The sequence below is a fragment of the Streptomyces sp. NPDC048484 genome (assembly GCF_040651415.1).
Taxonomy (GTDB): Bacteria; Actinomycetota; Actinomycetes; order Streptomycetales; family Streptomycetaceae; genus Streptomyces.
Map to the genome: position 1 here is coordinate 165,325 of NZ_JBEZJY010000001.1, position 15,335 is coordinate 180,659.

Genomic DNA, 15,335 nt, shown 5'->3' on the forward strand with positions numbered 1-15,335 from the left:
GACCCCATGACCCCGTAACCCCGTGACCGCACCGTCACGGTCGCCGTCGTCGGGGCTGGCGCCGTCACCGGGCTACGGAAAGTCTCCGAACGTCGTGCTCGTGGTGCCGCCCGAGTCGCCTTCGGTGGTGCCGCCGTCGGTTGTGGTTCCGCCGTCTCCGGTGGTGCCGCCCGAGTCGCCTTCGGTGGTGCCGCCGTCGGTTGTGGTTCCGCCGTCTCCGGTGGTGCCGCCCGAGTCGCCCTCGGTGGTGCCGCCGTCGGTCGTCGTCCCGCCGTCACCGGTGGTGCCCCCGTCGGTGGTGGTGCCGCCGTCGTCCTGGCCCTGGGTGTCCGGGGTCTCCTCGCCGCCGGTGGTCGTCCCGCCGCCGTCCTGGCCGCCGGTGCCGGTCTCCTCCTCCTCGGGGAGGGCCGGCGGGAGTTCCTGTTGTCCGGCGCCCTCCTGGAGGTCCAGGTCGAAGTCCTGGACCTCCACGCCCTTCAGCGCGGCCTTCGTGTACTGGGCCCAGATCTGCGCCGGGTAGCCGCCGCCGTTGATGCGCTCCTGCCCGAGCGCCCCGTACAGCTCCTTGTGCTCGCCCGTGTCGGGGTCCTGGCCCATCACCGCGACGACGGTGGCGAGGTTCGGGGTGTAGCCGGCGAACCAGGCCGCCTTGTCGTCCTCCGCGGTACCGGTCTTGCCCGCCACGGGGCGCCCGGCGGCCTGCGCGGCCGTGCCGGTGCCCCCCTCGACGACGCTCTGCAGGATCGAGGTCGTGGTGTCGGCGGCCTCACGGCTGACGGCCTGCTCGGTCTCCTTGCCGGGCAGCTTCACGTCCTCCGAGCCGTCCTTGGTGATCTTCTCGATCATCGTGTACGTGCCGTGCTTGCCGTGGTTGGCGAGGGTCGCGTACGCCTCCGTCATGTCGAGAACGCTGGCGGTGGCCGTGCCGAGCGCGATGGACGGGGACGGGTTCAGGTCGGGGGTGTCGGACGGGATGCCGAGGTCGACGGCGGTCCTCTCGACCTTCGTGGAGCCGACGTCCACGGCCATCTGCGCGTACACGGAGTTCACGGACTTGTCGGTGGCCGTGCGGACCGGGATCTCGCCGTACGAGACCTGGTCCTCGTTCTCCGGGGCGTACCTGCCGCCGCTCCAGCCCTGTACGGGGCGTTTGTTCGTGCCGTCGTAGACGGTGTTCGGGGTGATCGGGCGGCCGTCCTGCGTGGCCGAGTCGTTCTGCACGGCCGAGGTGAACACGAACGGCTTGAAGATGGAGCCGACCTGGTAGTCCCGGCGCGTGGCGTTGTTGTAGTACTGCTTCGTGTAGTCGACGCCGCCGTACATCGCGAGGACCTTGCCGGTCTTCGGGTCGATGGAGGCGCCGCCCGCGCGGACGTAGTTGTCGACCTTGCGGTCCTTCTTGTCGAGCTCGTCCATCACCTGGTCGTCGACGGCCTTCACGAAGGAGTCCTGTTTGGGCTTCTGCAGGGTGGTCGTGATGCGGTAGCCGCCCGTGTTCAGCGCGTCCTCGTCGAGGATCTTGTGGTCGGTGAGGTAGTCGTTGACGGCCTTGACGATGTAGCCGCGCTGGCCCGACATCCCGGCCGCGACCACCGTCTCCTTGGGCGCGGGGAACTCGACGCCCGAGCGCTCCGACGCGGTGATCCACTTCTTCTTGACCATGCCGTCGAGGACGTAGTTCCAGCGGGCCAGTGCCGACGGCTTGTTCTCCGGGTGCGCGATGACGTCGTACTCGCTCGGCGCGTTGAGGAGCGCCGCCAGATAGGCGCCCTGGCCGGCCGTCAGATCCTTGGCGTCGACGCCGTAGTAGGCCTGGGCGGCGGCCTGGATGCCGTACGCGTTGCGGCCGAAGTAGCTGGTGTTGAGATAGCCCTCAAGGATGTCGCCCTTGCTCTTCTCGCGGTCCAGCTTGATCGAGATGAAGAACTCCTTCACCTTTCGCGTGACCGTCTGCTCCTGGGCCAGGTAGTAGTTCTTCACGTACTGCTGGGTGATCGTCGAGCCGGACTGCTTGCCCTTGCCGGTGGCGGTGTTCCAGCCGGCGCGGAGCATCGCCTTGGGGTCGACCGCCGACTCGGTGTAGAAGTCGCGGTCCTCGGCGGCCAGCACCGCGTGCTGGGCGTCCTTGGAGATCGTCGGCAGTGTCACGTTCTCCCGGTTCACCTCGCCGTCGCGGGCGAGCTGGCTGCCGTCGGCGTACAGGTAGACGTTGCTCTGCTTGGTCGCGGTCGCGTTCGCCGAGGGGATCTTCACCAGGTAGTAGCCGAGCGCGAACAGGCCGACGAGCAGCAGGATCCCGGTGACGAACGTGCCGAGCACCATCCGCCAGGTCGGGATCAGACGCTTCCAGCCGGTGCGTTTGGGCCGCTTGGGCCGCTTGGGCTTCTCGCCGGGCGCGTCCGGTGTCGCCGCGGGGGCGGTCGCGGGGTCTCTCGGTGCCCAGCCCTCGCTCGGCTGCTGCGGTTGAGGCTGGTCGTTCATCTTGTGCCGTGCTCCCGTTTCGCGTCGTACATCTGGTACGCCCTCGTACGTCTGGTGCGCCCCTCCCTCTGAAGACTGTGCCACCCGGTGTTTCGTTCCCAGCACGTGGCACGCGTCACGGGAGAAAATGCGTGGCACGCGGCACGGTCCCGCGGCTAGGCTCCAGCGCTTTGGCTCAGAACGGCTGAAGGGGGCTCGTGGTGATGGCCGTGGTGGGAGCGGGGAGGCTGTACGCGGCCGTCGCGGCGGGTGGCTTCCGACGGTACGCGACCTACCGGGTGGCCACCGCCGCGGGCGTGTTCACCAACACCGTCTTCGGGCTGATCCTGGCGTACACGTACATCGCGCTGTGGGACGAGAGGCCCGGCCTCGGCGGGTACGACCAGGCCCAGGCGGTGACGTACGTATGGGTGGGGCAGGGGCTGCTCTCGGTGGTCGCGCTGATGGGCGCCGGCTTCGAGGACGAGCTGATCGAGAGAATCCGTACGGGTGACATCGCGATCGATCTCTACCGGCCCGTGGACCTCCAGGCGTGGTGGCTGGCGGCGGACGCGGGGCGGGCCGCGTTCCAGTTGCTGGGGCGCGGTGTGCTGCCGATGGTGTTCGGCGGGCTCGTCTTCCACCTCGCGCTGCCGGCCGACGCCGGAACCTGGCTGGCGTTCCTCGTCGCCGTGGTGCTGGGGGTCCTGGTGAGTTTCGCGATCCGCTATCTCGTGGCGTTGGCGGCGTTCTGGTTCATGGACGGGGCGGGGGTGCAGCAGCTGGCCGTTCTGGCGGGTTTGTTCTTCTCCGGGATGACGCTGCCGCTGAACGTCTTCCCGGGCGCGCTCGGCGAGCTGGCCCGCGTGCTGCCCTGGTCCGCGCTGATGCAGGCCCCGGCGGACGTGCTGCTGGGGGAGCGCACGGGCTTCGCACTGCTGCGTACGTACGCCTTCCAGGCCGCCTGGGCGGTCGGGCTGCTCGCGCTCGGCCGCCTGGTCCAGTCGGCGGCGACACGCAGGGTGGTGGTCCAGGGTGGCTGACCTCAGGGAGGACCGGGAGGACAGGGAGGGCCGCGAGGGCGGGGGGCGCAGCGAAGGTAGCGAGGGCGGGGGGTGCAGGGAAGGTAGCGAGGGCGGGAGGCGCGGCGAGGGCCGCGAGGGGTGGCACGCCGGTGCGGACCGCGGCTTCGCGCCGGTCGGTGGATCGCGTCTGGCGGACGGACTGCGCGCCTACCGGCTGATCGCCTGGATGTGGATCCGCTCGACGATGGCGTACCGCGCGTCCTTCGCGATGACTCTCTTCGGCAACTTCGCGGGAACCGCGCTCGACTTCGTCGCGATCCTGCTGATGTTCTCCCGGGTCGACGAACTCGGCGGCTACTCGTTCGGCGAGGTGGCCTTCCTGTACGGCCTGTCCAGCGCCGCGTTCGGTCTCACCGATCTGGTGATCGGCTCGGTGGACCGGCTCGGGCAGCGGGTGCGCGACGGCACGCTCGACACACTGCTCGTACGTCCCGTGCCGGTGCTCGCGCAGGTCGCCGCGGACAGGTTCGCGTTGCGCCGGCTGGGCCGGATCACGCAGGGGCTGCTGGTTCTCGGGTACGCGCTCGTCGTGGTCGACATCTCGTGGACGCCGCTGAAGGTGCTGTTGATGCCGGTGATGGTGGTCAGCGGGGCCGCCATCTTCGCGTCGGTGTTCGTGGCGGGCGCAGCCTTCCAGTTCGTGGCGCAGGACGCGTCCCAGGTGCAGAATTCGTTCACGTACGGCGGCACCACGCTTCTGCAGTACCCGCCGACCGTCTTCGCGAAGGACCTGGTGCGCGGGGTGACCTTCGTGCTGCCGTTGGCCTTCGTCAACTGGCTGCCCGCGCTGTATGTGCTCGGGCTGCCGTATCCGCTCGACCTGCCGGAGTGGGTCGCGTTCCTGTCGCCCCTCGTGGCCACCGCCTGCTGCGCGCTCGCGGGTGTCGCCTGGCGGGCGGGCCTTCGTTCGTACCGGAGCACGGGGAGCTAGCCGCACATGGACACGCAGACGGATTTCGGTCACGCCGACGACTTCATCCAGCTCGATCGCGTCGAGAAGGTCTTCGACGTACGCAAGAAGACCGGCTTTCTGCGCAGTGAGCGGCGGGAGGTGCGGGCGGTCGACTCGCTCTCCTTCACCGTGTCGCGCGGCGAGATGGTCGGCTACATCGGCCCCAACGGCGCCGGCAAGTCCACCACCATCAAGATGCTCACCGGCATCCTCACGCCGAGCGGCGGGCGCCTGCGGGTCGCGGGCATCGACCCGTCCCGCGAACGCACCCGGCTCGCGCAGCGCATCGGTGTGGTGTTCGGGCAGCGGACCACCCTGTGGTGGGACCTCCCGCTGATCGACTCGTACCGGCTGATGCACCGCATGTACCGGATCCCGGACGCGCGGTACGCGGCGAACCTCGACCGGTGCGTCGAACTCCTCCAACTGGGCGAGCTGCTGGACGTGCCCGTACGGCAGCTCTCGCTCGGGCAGCGGATGCGCGGGGACATCGCGGCGGCCCTGCTGCACGATCCCGAGGTGCTGTATCTGGACGAGCCGACCATCGGGCTCGACGTGGTCAGCAAGGCGAGGGTGCGGGAGTTCCTGAAGGATCTCAACGCGGAGCGCGGCACGACCGTGCTGCTGACGACCCATGACCTGTCGGACATCGAGCACCTGTGCCGGCGGGTGATGGTCATCGACCACGGACGCCTGATGTACGACGGGCCGCTCGCCGGGCTGCACGAGATAGGGGAGAGCGAGCGGACACTCATCGTGGACCTGGAGCGGGAACTGCCGCCCATCGACGTCGAGTCCGCGCGGGTGGTGAAGGTCGAGGGACCACGGCAGTGGCTCGCCTTCCCGGCAGCGCAGTCGGCGGCGCCGCTGGTGGCGCGGATCGCGGCCGAGTACCCGCTGGTCGACCTGTCGGTACGGGAACCCGACATCGAGGCGGTCATCAGCCGCATGTACGCGGAGAAGGCAAACTCGTAGGCTGCTGGCATGACGGACGAACTCCCGGACGGACCTTCCGGCGCACTTCCCGGCGCACCTTCCGGCGCATCTTCTGGCGCGTCCCCAGGTGGGCTTCCCGAGCTGCGCGCCTCCGACGCCGACCGTGAACAGGTCGCCGAAGTGCTGAGGGACGCCGTCGCCGAGGGCCGCCTGGACATGGAGGAGTTCGAGGAACGGCTGGAGGCGACCTACAAGGCGCGTACGTACAAGGAGTTGGAGCCCATCACCCGGGATCTGCCCGCGCCCGGCGTCTCCGCTCCCGCCCCCGCCGTGTCGATGGTCAAGCTGCCCGCGGGCAGCGGGGACTGGGCGAGCCGGATTGTCGGCGGTGAGGGCTCGTCCCAGTGGGGCGTCGCGATCATGTCGGGTTTCGAGCGCAAGGGGCACTGGACCGCGCCGAAGCGGTTCAACTCCTTCACGTTCTGGGGTGGTGGCGTCGTCGACCTGCGCGAGGCGAACTTCGCCGACAGCGAGGTCGTCGTCAACTGCGTCGCGATCATGGGCGGGTTGAATGTGGTCGTGCCGCCCGGCGTCGAGGTCGTCGTCCGCGGCATCGGCATCATGGGGGGCTTCGACCACAGTGAGCAGGGCGTGCCGGGGGAGCAAGGCGCTCCGCGCGTCGTTGTCACGGGCTTTGCGTTCTGGGGCGGGGTCGGCATCGACCGCAAGGTCAGCAGGGCGGAGCGGTTGCGGCTGAAGGAGGCGCGGCGGCAGGAGAAGCTGGAGCGCAAGGCTGCCCGCCAGGAGGAGTTGGAGACGGGGCGGGACTGAGCGCGCGGGACTGAGGGGGCCGCCCCTGAGGGCGGCGTCTGAGGGCCCCTGAAGGCTGAAGGCGCCCGACGCCTACAGCTGGGCCGGTGCCGCGCCCTTCAGGTCGTCCAGGTCGAAGGTTTCCGCCATGCGCTCGTAGCCCTTGTCGCTCGGGTGGAGGTGGTCGCCCGAGTCGTAGTCGGGGCGCAGACCGCGCGGGTTGTACGGGTCGCGGAGCGCCTTGTCGAAGTCGGCGTAGGCGTCGAAGACCTTGCCGGAGCGGATCTGGGCGTTGACGGCCTGGCGGGTGTCCTCCAGGACGGGCAGGTAGCCGCGGTGGCCCTTGAAGGGCATGAGGGTGGCGCCGATGATCCGCAGGCCACGGGCGTGGGCCAGCCGCCGCAGTTCGCGCAGCCCGGCGGTGATCCGGTCGGCGTCGGTCTCGTGGGGCGTCCGCAGGATGTCGTTGACGCCGAGGACGACCACGACGGCCTTGACGTTGGTGCGGCCGAGCACGTCGCGGTCGAAGCGGGTCAGGCCGCTCGGGTTCTCGGCGGGACGGCCGAGGCCGCTGGTCAGGACGCGGTTTCCACTGATTCCCTGGTTGACCACGCTGTAGCGGGGCCCGTCCGAGTCGGAGCGCAGCCGGTCGGTGAGGACGTCCGTCCAGCGCCGGTTCTCGCCGACGGTCGAGGTCACTCCGTCGGTGAGCGAGTCGCCGATGACGACGACCGTGCCGTCCGACTCGTTGCTCAACACGTCCACCGCGGTGACATAGCGCCAGTACGGCGTCTGCCCGGTGTACGCGACGCCGCTGAGGTCCTCCGTGCGGTCGCCCTCCGCGGTGTACGAGATCTGCCGTGACTGCGGGTGGTAGGTGACGGGCCCCGACGGGGTCGGTGAGTACGTCGTCACCAGTACGTCCGTGTCGTGCGGGATCAGCAGTCCCACGGCGTCGCTGACCACCTGTTGTCCGGCGGGCACCAGCACCGAGGGGCGGCCGCCGAAGGTGAGGCGCCGCATCGTGTCGGTGGCCGCGGCGGCGTTGTTCGCGGTGGCCGCGACGGCGACCGAGGCGTGGGTGATGCTGAGCGGCTGCTGTCCGTACAGGTTGGACAGCGTGATCCGGGCCGCGGTGCCGCCGACCCCCACGTGCACCACGTTGCGTACCGAACGGCCCGCCATGCCGTTCAGCTCGGTGCCCGGCTCCGATCCGGCCGGGGACGCCGACCAGGCGCCCACCCAGGTGCCGACGGACGCGGGAGCCGCCGAGTTGTGCGGGGTGCGACCGCCGGCCATCGCGGTCTCCCCGCCGTCGTCGGAGGCGACTCCGACGTATATGGCGGCTGAAATGGCGACGATCACGGCGGCGATCGCGGCCAGCAAGGCATAACCGTGACGCTTGGTCATGCGGTGCGTGTCTCCTCGGAAAAGTGGGAGCACGAGGCTCCGATGTGATCACCCCATGATGAGGCATGGCGTGGAAGGAACCCGACAGGGCCCCCTGGACCCCGCTAGACCCCCTGGACCCACCTGGGCATCCCCAAGGACGCACACAGGACCCGTTTGTAATTCCCCCGCCCGGACAGACGCCGGGAACTCCTGTTCCGTTCCAGGAGTCGGTCAGGTTGGGACAATGCGTTATGGGGGACCGGGAACGGATGGAGTGGATGGAACGCACGAAAGAGGATGAAACAGGGGAAACGGGCCCCGAGGGGCAGTCTTCCCGGCCCGGCGGTGTGGCGAACCCCACGGGCTCCACGGGGGCCGGCCGCACCCCACCGAACCGGGACGGCACCGCGCCGAACCGGACGATGAACTCGTTCAGCCCCGCCGACGAGGAGAAGTTCCGCGGGGTCCGCCGGATGAAACTCACGGCGACCGGCCTGCTGCTTCTGGTCGCCGTCGTCTACGTACTCGCCAAGTGGGCCGGGAACTCCGGTGCGGGCGCCTGGGCGGGATATGTGGCGGCGGCCGCGGAGGCCGGCATGGTCGGCGCGCTCGCCGACTGGTTCGCCGTCACGGCACTGTTCCGCAGGCCCATGGGCCTGCCCATCCCGCACACCGCGATCATCCCGACCAAGAAGGACCAGCTCGGCGTCTCCCTGGGCGAGTTCGTGGGAGAGAACTTCCTCTCGCAGGATGTCGTACGTCAGCGGCTGCGGGCCGTCGGCATCGGCAGCCGGCTGGGCACCTGGCTGGGCGATCCCGAGCACGCCGACCGGGTGACCGCGGAACTGGCCACCGCACTGCGCGGCGCCCTCGCGGTGCTCCGCGACTCGGACGTGCAGGCCGTCGTCGGCGAGGCCATCAACCGGCGGGCCGACGCCCAGGAGATCGCCCCCGGCATAGGCAAGACGCTGGAGAAGATCGTCGCGGACGGCGGCCACCGGCGGGTCGTCGACCTGATCTGCGTACGCGCCCACGACTGGCTCGTCTTCCACAACGAGCAGGTGATGGACGCCGTGCAGGGCGGCGCCCCCGGCTGGACCCCGAAGTTCGTCGACAAGAGGGTCGGTGAGCGCGTCTACAAGGAGCTGCTGCGCTTCGTCACCGAGATGCGCGACATGCCCGCCCACCCGGCCCGTGGCGCCCTCGACCGCTTCCTCAGCGACTTCGCCTCCGATCTCCAGTCCGACACCGACACCCGGGCGCGGGTGGAGAACCTCAAGCGCGAGGTCCTCGGCCGTGGCGAGGTCCAGGACCTGATCGCGTCCGCCTGGTCCTCCGTACGGCAGATGATCGTGTCCGCCGCGGAGGACGAGCGCAGCGAGCTGCGGCTGCGCGTGCGGGCCTCGCTGCTGTCCCTCGGTGCGCGGATGGCCACCGACGCGAGGCTCCAGGCCAAGGTCGACGGCTGGGTCGAGGGGGCCGCGGTGTACGTCGTGACGACGTACCGGGACGAGATCACCTCCCTCATCACCGACACCGTCGCCGGCTGGGACGCCGAGCACACCTCGAAGAAGATCGAGGCACACATCGGCCGTGACCTGCAGTTCATCCGGATCAACGGCACGGTGGTCGGCGCGCTGGCGGGCCTTCTGATTTATGCGGTGTCGCGGGCGCTGGGGGCGTAGCCCGGTTTGCCGGGATTCGCTGCTCCCGCGCGTTGTATGGCTGCGTGCGGGAGCGTCGTGGCTGGTCGCGCAGTTCCCCGCGCCCCTAAAAGATCGCGCCGTTCCCCGCCCCCCCCTGACGGGGCTGCGCCCGGTGGCGTGCGAAATGGCAGGTGAGGGCGTGCGAACTGGCAGGTGAGAAGGGGGCGGCTCGGGGAACTCGGGGACATGTCCCCGAGCCGCAGGAGGGCGCCATGGCCGTCGCCGACGTCGGCACCGGAACCGTCACCACCGCCGTGCCCGCCCGGCTGGACCGGCTGCCCTGGTCCCGCTGGCACTGGACCATCGTCATCGGGCTCGGCACGGTCTGGATCCTGGACGGCCTGGAAGTCACCGTCGTCGGCAACATCGCCGGCCGTCTCTCCGAGTCCGGCAGCGGCCTGCCCATCTCGGCCGCGCAGGTCACCGGTATCGCGGCCGCGCTCTATGTGGCCGGAGCCTGCTCGGGCGCCCTGTTCTTCGGCCGGCTCACGGACATCTTCGGCCGCCGCAAGCTCTTCATGATCACCCTGGCCGTCTATCTGGCGGCCACCGCCATGACGGCGCTCTCGTTCTCCACCTGGTGGTTCTTCCTCTTCCGCTTCCTCACCGGCTTCGGCATCGGCGGCGAGTACGCGGCCATCAACTCGGCGATCGACGAGCTGATCCCCTCCAAGTACCGCGGCCGCGTCGACCTGATCATCAACGGCAGTTTCTGGCTGGGCGCGGTCGCCGGCTCGCTCCTGTCGATCGTCGCGCTGAACACGGACCTGTTCGCGATGAACGTCGGCTGGCGGCTGACCTTCCTCCTCGGCGTCGTCCTCGGCCTGGTGATCCTGCTCGTACGCCGCAACGTCCCCGAGAGCCCGAGGTGGCTGTTCATCCACGGCAAGGGGGAGGAGGCGGAACGGCTGGTCACCTCGGCCGAGCGGCAGATCGAGGAGGAGAACGGACACGAACTCCCGCCGCCCGCGGGGGAGATCACCATCCACCAGCGCAAGAGCATCGGGTTCCTGGAGATCGGCCGCACGGTCTTCTCGACCTACCGCAAGCGTGCCGTGCTCGGTCTGTCCCTCTTCATCGGGCAGGCGTTCCTCTACAACGCGATCACCTTCGGCTTCGGCGCGATCCTCACCGAGTTCTTCGACGTGCCGACCGGCAGCACCGGCTACTACTTCGCCGTCATCGCGGTCGGCAACTTCCTCGGCCCGCTGTTCCTCGGCAAACTCTTCGACACCGTGGGCCGCCGGATCATGATCTCGTCCACCTATCTGCTCTCCGGCGTCCTGCTGTTCGGCACGGCCTGGCTCTTCGACCGGGGCTCGCTGAGCGCGACCACACTGACCGCCTGCTGGTGTGTGGTCCTGTTCTTCGCGTCGGCCGGCGCGAGCAGCGCGTATCTGACGGTCTCCGAGATCTTCCCGATGGAGACCCGCGCGATGGCCATCGCGTTCTTCTACGCCATCGGCACCGCGGCCGGCGGTATCAGCGGCCCGCTGATCTTCGCGGAACTGACCAGCACCGGTGTCGTCGGCGACACGGTCCTCGCCTTCCAGATCGGCGCCGGCCTGATGTGCGCGGCGGGCCTCGTCGCGGCGGCGCTCGCGGTCAAGGCGGAGGGGCGCTCCCTGGAGGACATCGCCAGCCCGCTGTCGACGGCTGAGCCGTCGCCGTCCTAGCGGTGGACCAACCGGCTCACCAACCGGTGGGCCAATTGGTGAACCCGCTGGTCAGCCCGCCGGTCCAGGAAGCGGCGTGGCGTACGCCTCAGAGGAACGGGCCGGAACTGAGTACGCGTACTCTGTCGGCCCTGTGTGCGACAGAGGAACCCTCGTTCCCATGACCGAGAAGCTGTTGGGCCTGCTGTCGGAGCGGCCTTGGACGGAACGCTGGTTGACCCGCCTGCTGGGTGCCGCCCTCTCCTCGGCGGCGTACCTTCTCTGCCTCCCCTGGAAACTCCGCAACGGCCCCGAGTCACCCGGCTCGACCACGGAGACGGCGACCTCGGTGACCGGCCCCGGAGTCGCGATCCTGGCCGTGTCCCTGCTCCTCCTGGCCACGTACTTCGGCCGCCGTGACGCCCTGGCCTGGCCCCTGCTGCTGGTGGCGGTGCCCCCGGCCACGCTCATGTACGTCTCGTTCCGCACGCACCGGGAGCCGCCTGACGTGACCGGGTGGCCCTGGCCCCTGACCTGGGCGTTCTCCACACTCGTCATCGCGGCGGGCGTGCTCGTCGTGGCCTCCGTGGCGCGGCAGTTCAGGGCGGACAAGGGAGACTCGATGGAGGGGCTGGTGTTCGCCCACCAGCACCAGCACCAGCAAACCCACCAGCACCAGCAAACCCACCAGCACCAGCAACGCCACCAAGCTCACCAAGCCCACCCACACCGGTGTTGAGCGTCAGGCGCCCGTCGTGGAACCGGGCCGCACGATCATGAGGATCGTGACGGTGGCCCAGAGAAGGTTGAAGATGCCGGTGAACATGGCGAGCCGAACGGTGCTCCGGGTGTTCCGAGTGCCCCGGGTACTCGCGGCGACTTCGGTGGCCCCGGCGACCGCGCCGACCCCGGCTGGCTCCGCTTCCAACGCTTCGAGCAACTCCTCCTGACGCGGCAGCACCAGCGCCAGGAGAACGGCCGCCGCGATTCCGGTCAGGACCATGGAGACGACCAGCCAGGCGTCACTGAGCACGCCCATGCTGAGAGCCGTGGCGAAGCCGAGTACGGGAACGGCGATGCCCACAGCCGCGTACACCCGGCATATCCGGTGCAGCAGACGCACGGTCTCTGTCGCCCGTGGGTCACCGGGATCGGCAAGGGCGCGCCGGGCGCTGGGCGGGAACATACTGGCCGCGACAGTGACGGGCCCGACGGCGACGATCGCGACGAGGACGTGGAGTACGAGGAGCAACTTGGTCACAAACGGACGGTAGACGGCGTACCGGATCTTGTGGAAGTGGCGACATTGCCAGCATTCAACGGATTCTCGCCACGGCTTCCCATGGCTCTCCGGCGCTGAAGTGCCAGCGAGGTGGCAGGCTCCGAGCTTCACCGGATCGCTTGGCCGGAATCCGTGGTCCGCCTACTCTTTTGCCATGCACACCGTGGCCGTACTGGCGCTCGACCAGGTCATCCCGTTCGACCTCTCCGCTCCGATCGACACCTTCAACTGGGCTCAGCTGCCCGACGGCCGTGCGCCCTACCGGATCAAGGTGTGCTCGGTGACCGAGGAGGTGAACGCAGGCGCGTTCACGCTACGGGCGCCGTACGGGCTGGAGGCGCTGGCCGAGGCGGACACGATCATCGTGCCCGGCACCACCGACCCGACCGGCCCGCTGCCACCGGGTGTGGCCGAGGCTCTGCGGGCGGCGGCTGCGAACGGTACGCGTATCGCCTCGATCTGCGTCGGCGCGTTCCTCCTCGCCACCACCGGCCTGCTGGACGGCCATCGGGCGACGACCCACTGGATCGCGGCCGCGGACCTGGCGGCCATGCACCCGGCGGTGACGGTCGACCCCAACGTCCTCTACGTCGACAACGGTCAGTTCCTCACCTCGGCGGGTGCCGCCGCGGCGATGGACATGTGCCTGCACATGATCCGCAAGGACTACGGCTCGGCCGTCGCCGCCCACGCGGCCCGGATGTGCGTCATGCCACTCGAACGGGAGGGCGGGCAGGCCCAGTTCATCACCCACAGCCAGCCACCGACCCCGGCCGGCACGACGATGGAGCCCCTGCTGGCCTGGCTGGAGGAGAACGCCGGCCGTGACCTGACGCTGGACGACATCGCCGCCCGGGCGGGTACCAGTGCCCGTACGCTCAACCGCCGTTTCCGTGAACAGACCGGTACGACACCCCTGCAGTGGTTGCACCGGGCGCGGGTGCGCAAGGCCCAGCACCTTCTGGAGAACACCTCCCACGCGGTCGAGCGCATCGCGGTCCAGGCGGGGTTCGGCTCGCCGACCGCCTTCCGGGACCGGTTCAAGAGGGTGGTGGGGACAAGCCCGCACGCCTACCGGAGGGCGTTCCGGGGAGCGCCGGACGGGGCCGACGCCAGCTCCGGCAGCCGCGGCCCCGGCAGCCGCGAGTCTGGCAGCCGGGGCTCCGGCAGCCGCGAGTCCGGCACCCGCGGCTCCGGCAGTCGTGAAGTCCGCGTACCGCAACAGACGTAACCGCTGTGTCACGGCACCCTCGGGTGCCACAACTCTTCCGGCAGGTCTCGTGTCGAAGTGGTCGTGAGTGAGAGCAACACGGCTTTACCGCCGCATTCACGCACAAGTCACGCACGGGCCATGCACATGCCGTGGCACATGCCACGGCACATCAACGGGGGAACAGATCATGAGCAGCACGCGACTGAAGCAGTTCAAGCAGTTCAAGCAGGTCGAGCAGGTCAAGCAGCAGACGACCGTCACCGCCAGACGCCCCCGCCGCGGGTCCGCCTCGGTCGCCGTGTCCGCGGCCTCCTTCCTGCTGCTGGCCGGCCTCGGGATCGTCGCCGCGCCCGCCTCCTTCGCGGGTACTCCCGGGGGGACCTCCGCGAACGACCGCAACTCCGACTTCGACGGCGACGGCTACGACGACGTCCTGATCGGAGCGCCGAGCGGCACCGTCGACGGCAAGGAGGGCGCCGGGTTCGTCACCGTCCAGTACGGGGCGGCCAACGGCATGGGCACCAACAAGAGTGTCCCCAAGGCCCGTACCGCGGTCTTCAGCCAGTCCACGTCCGGTGTCCCGGGCACCTCGCAGACGTACGACGCCTTCGGTGCGGCCGTCGCCACGGGTGACATCGACGCCGACGGTTACGACGACGCGGTGATCGGGGCGCCCGGCGAGGAGGCCGGTTCACTGGAGGACGCCGGCCGTGCGACGGTCCTGTACGGCTCCAAGGCCGGACTGGGCACCGCCCGCAGCGTCACCGTCGCCTCCGCGGACCCGGCCGCCGGGGACCGCTTCGGCTCCACCGCCACCGCGGCACGGCTGACGGGGGCGACCCCGGGCGACGTCGTCGCCGTGGCCGACCGGCGCGGCGCGGAGCTGTTCACCTACAGCGCGGGCGCGCTGCGGCACACGGGCACACTCGACACGACCGCGCACCCCGCCGGACGCGCCATCACTCCGGCCTACCTGACCACCGGCGACTACGACTCGGACGGTTACGCGGAGCTGGTGATCTCGGGTTACGGCCCGGACGACAACCACGCCCAGGGCTGGTCGGCGGTCTACTCGGGCGGCGAGAGTGGCGTGACCCACCAGCGTGACCTTCGCGGCGGAGTCTCCACCGCGTCGGGGGACATCAACAACGACGGGTACGACGACCTGGTCACGGGCCACAACAGCAGCCTCGACCACGAGGCGGAGGGCATGACCGGCGGCCTGATCGGCGTCTACTACGGCGGTGACAACGGCCTTGAGGGGCAGGAAGGTCCCGAGGACGCGACGGAAGAGGCGCCCCAGTACTGGACGCAGAACTCCCCGGGTGTGCCCGGCGCCGGTGAGCGCGGTGACGCCTGGGGCACCGAGCTCTCCGTCGACGACGTCGACGGGGACGGTTACGCGGACGTCGCCGTGGGCGCTCCCGGCGAGGACATCGGGACGGTCGCCGACGCCGGTGCGGTGTGGCTGCTGCGCGGCTCGGCCGACGGCCTGACGGCCACGGGCGCCCAGTCCTTCGACCAGAACAGCACCGACGTACCCGGCACCGCGGAGGCCGGCGACCTGTGGGGCGCACAGGTGCGGCTCGCCGACTCGGATGACGACGGCCGCTCCGAACTGCTGGCCGCCGCACCGGGCGAGGACACCCGGGACGGGGTGGTCTGGCAGCTGCCCGCGAGCACGAAGGGCCTCGTCACGGGCGGCTCATGGCTCTACGGTGCGACCTCGCTCGGCGCCCCCGGCGACAACGCCCGCTTCGGCGAGGCGATCGACGAGTGAGCCGCGGATGAACCGCGGATGAACCGCGGATGAGCCGCGAGTGAGTCGCGAGTGACCCGCGCCG

Annotated in this window: 12 protein-coding genes; 9 read left to right on the top strand and 3 right to left on the bottom strand. The window is 70.0% G+C overall.

What is annotated here, in order from left to right; genetic code table 11:
* Positions 1-72: 72 nt before the first annotated feature.
* Positions 73-2,481: a transglycosylase domain-containing protein gene (locus AB0D14_RS00705; protein WP_362772602.1), complete on the bottom strand. Its 2,409-nt coding sequence runs from the start codon at positions 2,479-2,481 to the stop codon at positions 73-75.
* 203 nt (positions 2,482-2,684) lie between these two features.
* On the opposite strand from AB0D14_RS00705, the gene AB0D14_RS00710 reads away from it, so the two are divergent.
* Genes AB0D14_RS00710 through AB0D14_RS00725 form a run of 4 tightly spaced genes read left to right on the top strand, consistent with a single transcriptional unit; the run spans position 2,685 to position 6,264 of the window.
* Positions 2,685-3,503 (top strand): ABC-2 family transporter protein, encoded by an 819-nt coding sequence (locus AB0D14_RS00710; RefSeq protein ID WP_362772605.1) that lies wholly within the window; start codon positions 2,685-2,687, stop codon positions 3,501-3,503.
* Positions 3,496-4,476 (top strand): ABC transporter permease, encoded by a 981-nt coding sequence (locus tag AB0D14_RS00715; protein WP_362772607.1) that lies wholly within the window; start codon positions 3,496-3,498, stop codon positions 4,474-4,476. Before AB0D14_RS00710 ends, AB0D14_RS00715 begins: the two co-directional genes overlap by 8 nt.
* A gap of 6 nt (positions 4,477-4,482) precedes the next feature.
* On the top strand, positions 4,483-5,472 hold the full coding sequence (locus AB0D14_RS00720) for an ABC transporter ATP-binding protein (protein ID WP_362772610.1): 990 nt from the start codon (positions 4,483-4,485) through the stop codon (positions 5,470-5,472).
* A 9-nt stretch (positions 5,473-5,481) separates the two neighbouring features.
* Entirely contained in the window at positions 5,482-6,264 is a 783-nt protein-coding gene (locus tag AB0D14_RS00725) for a DUF1707 domain-containing protein (protein WP_362772613.1), read from the top strand.
* A 72-nt stretch (positions 6,265-6,336) separates the two neighbouring features.
* Here the strand turns inward: AB0D14_RS00725 and AB0D14_RS00730 are convergent, their stop codons facing one another.
* Positions 6,337-7,653, bottom strand: coding sequence for an SGNH/GDSL hydrolase family protein (locus AB0D14_RS00730; RefSeq protein WP_362772616.1), 1,317 nt, complete (start codon positions 7,651-7,653; stop codon positions 6,337-6,339).
* 260 nt (positions 7,654-7,913) lie between these two features.
* Between AB0D14_RS00730 and AB0D14_RS00735 the strand changes: the two genes are divergently transcribed.
* From AB0D14_RS00735 to AB0D14_RS00745, 3 genes are all read left to right on the top strand, one after another.
* Positions 7,914-9,320 (top strand): DUF445 domain-containing protein, encoded by a 1,407-nt coding sequence (locus AB0D14_RS00735; protein ID WP_362772619.1) that lies wholly within the window; start codon positions 7,914-7,916, stop codon positions 9,318-9,320.
* A 233-nt stretch (positions 9,321-9,553) separates the two neighbouring features.
* Positions 9,554-11,017: an MFS transporter gene (locus tag AB0D14_RS00740; protein ID WP_362772622.1), complete on the top strand. Its 1,464-nt coding sequence runs from the start codon at positions 9,554-9,556 to the stop codon at positions 11,015-11,017.
* A 160-nt stretch (positions 11,018-11,177) separates the two neighbouring features.
* Positions 11,178-11,735 (top strand): hypothetical protein, encoded by a 558-nt coding sequence (locus AB0D14_RS00745; RefSeq protein ID WP_362772625.1) that lies wholly within the window; start codon positions 11,178-11,180, stop codon positions 11,733-11,735.
* Between the two features lie 3 nt (positions 11,736-11,738).
* Here AB0D14_RS00745 and AB0D14_RS00750 read toward each other — a convergent pair whose 3' ends face one another.
* A complete protein-coding gene (locus AB0D14_RS00750; protein ID WP_362772627.1) occupies positions 11,739-12,257 on the bottom strand; it encodes a protease in 519 nt (172 codons plus the stop codon).
* A gap of 175 nt (positions 12,258-12,432) precedes the next feature.
* Between AB0D14_RS00750 and AB0D14_RS00755 the strand changes: the two genes are divergently transcribed.
* Both AB0D14_RS00755 and AB0D14_RS00760 read left to right on the top strand, forming a co-directional pair.
* On the top strand, positions 12,433-13,509 hold the full coding sequence (locus tag AB0D14_RS00755; protein ID WP_362772630.1) for a helix-turn-helix domain-containing protein: 1,077 nt from the start codon (positions 12,433-12,435) through the stop codon (positions 13,507-13,509).
* A gap of 169 nt (positions 13,510-13,678) precedes the next feature.
* The gene (locus tag AB0D14_RS00760) at positions 13,679-15,271 is read left to right on the top strand and encodes an FG-GAP repeat protein (RefSeq protein ID WP_362772632.1); all 1,593 of its coding nucleotides are present in this window, start codon (positions 13,679-13,681) and stop codon (positions 15,269-15,271) included.
* The last annotated feature ends 64 nt before the right edge of the window (positions 15,272-15,335 follow it).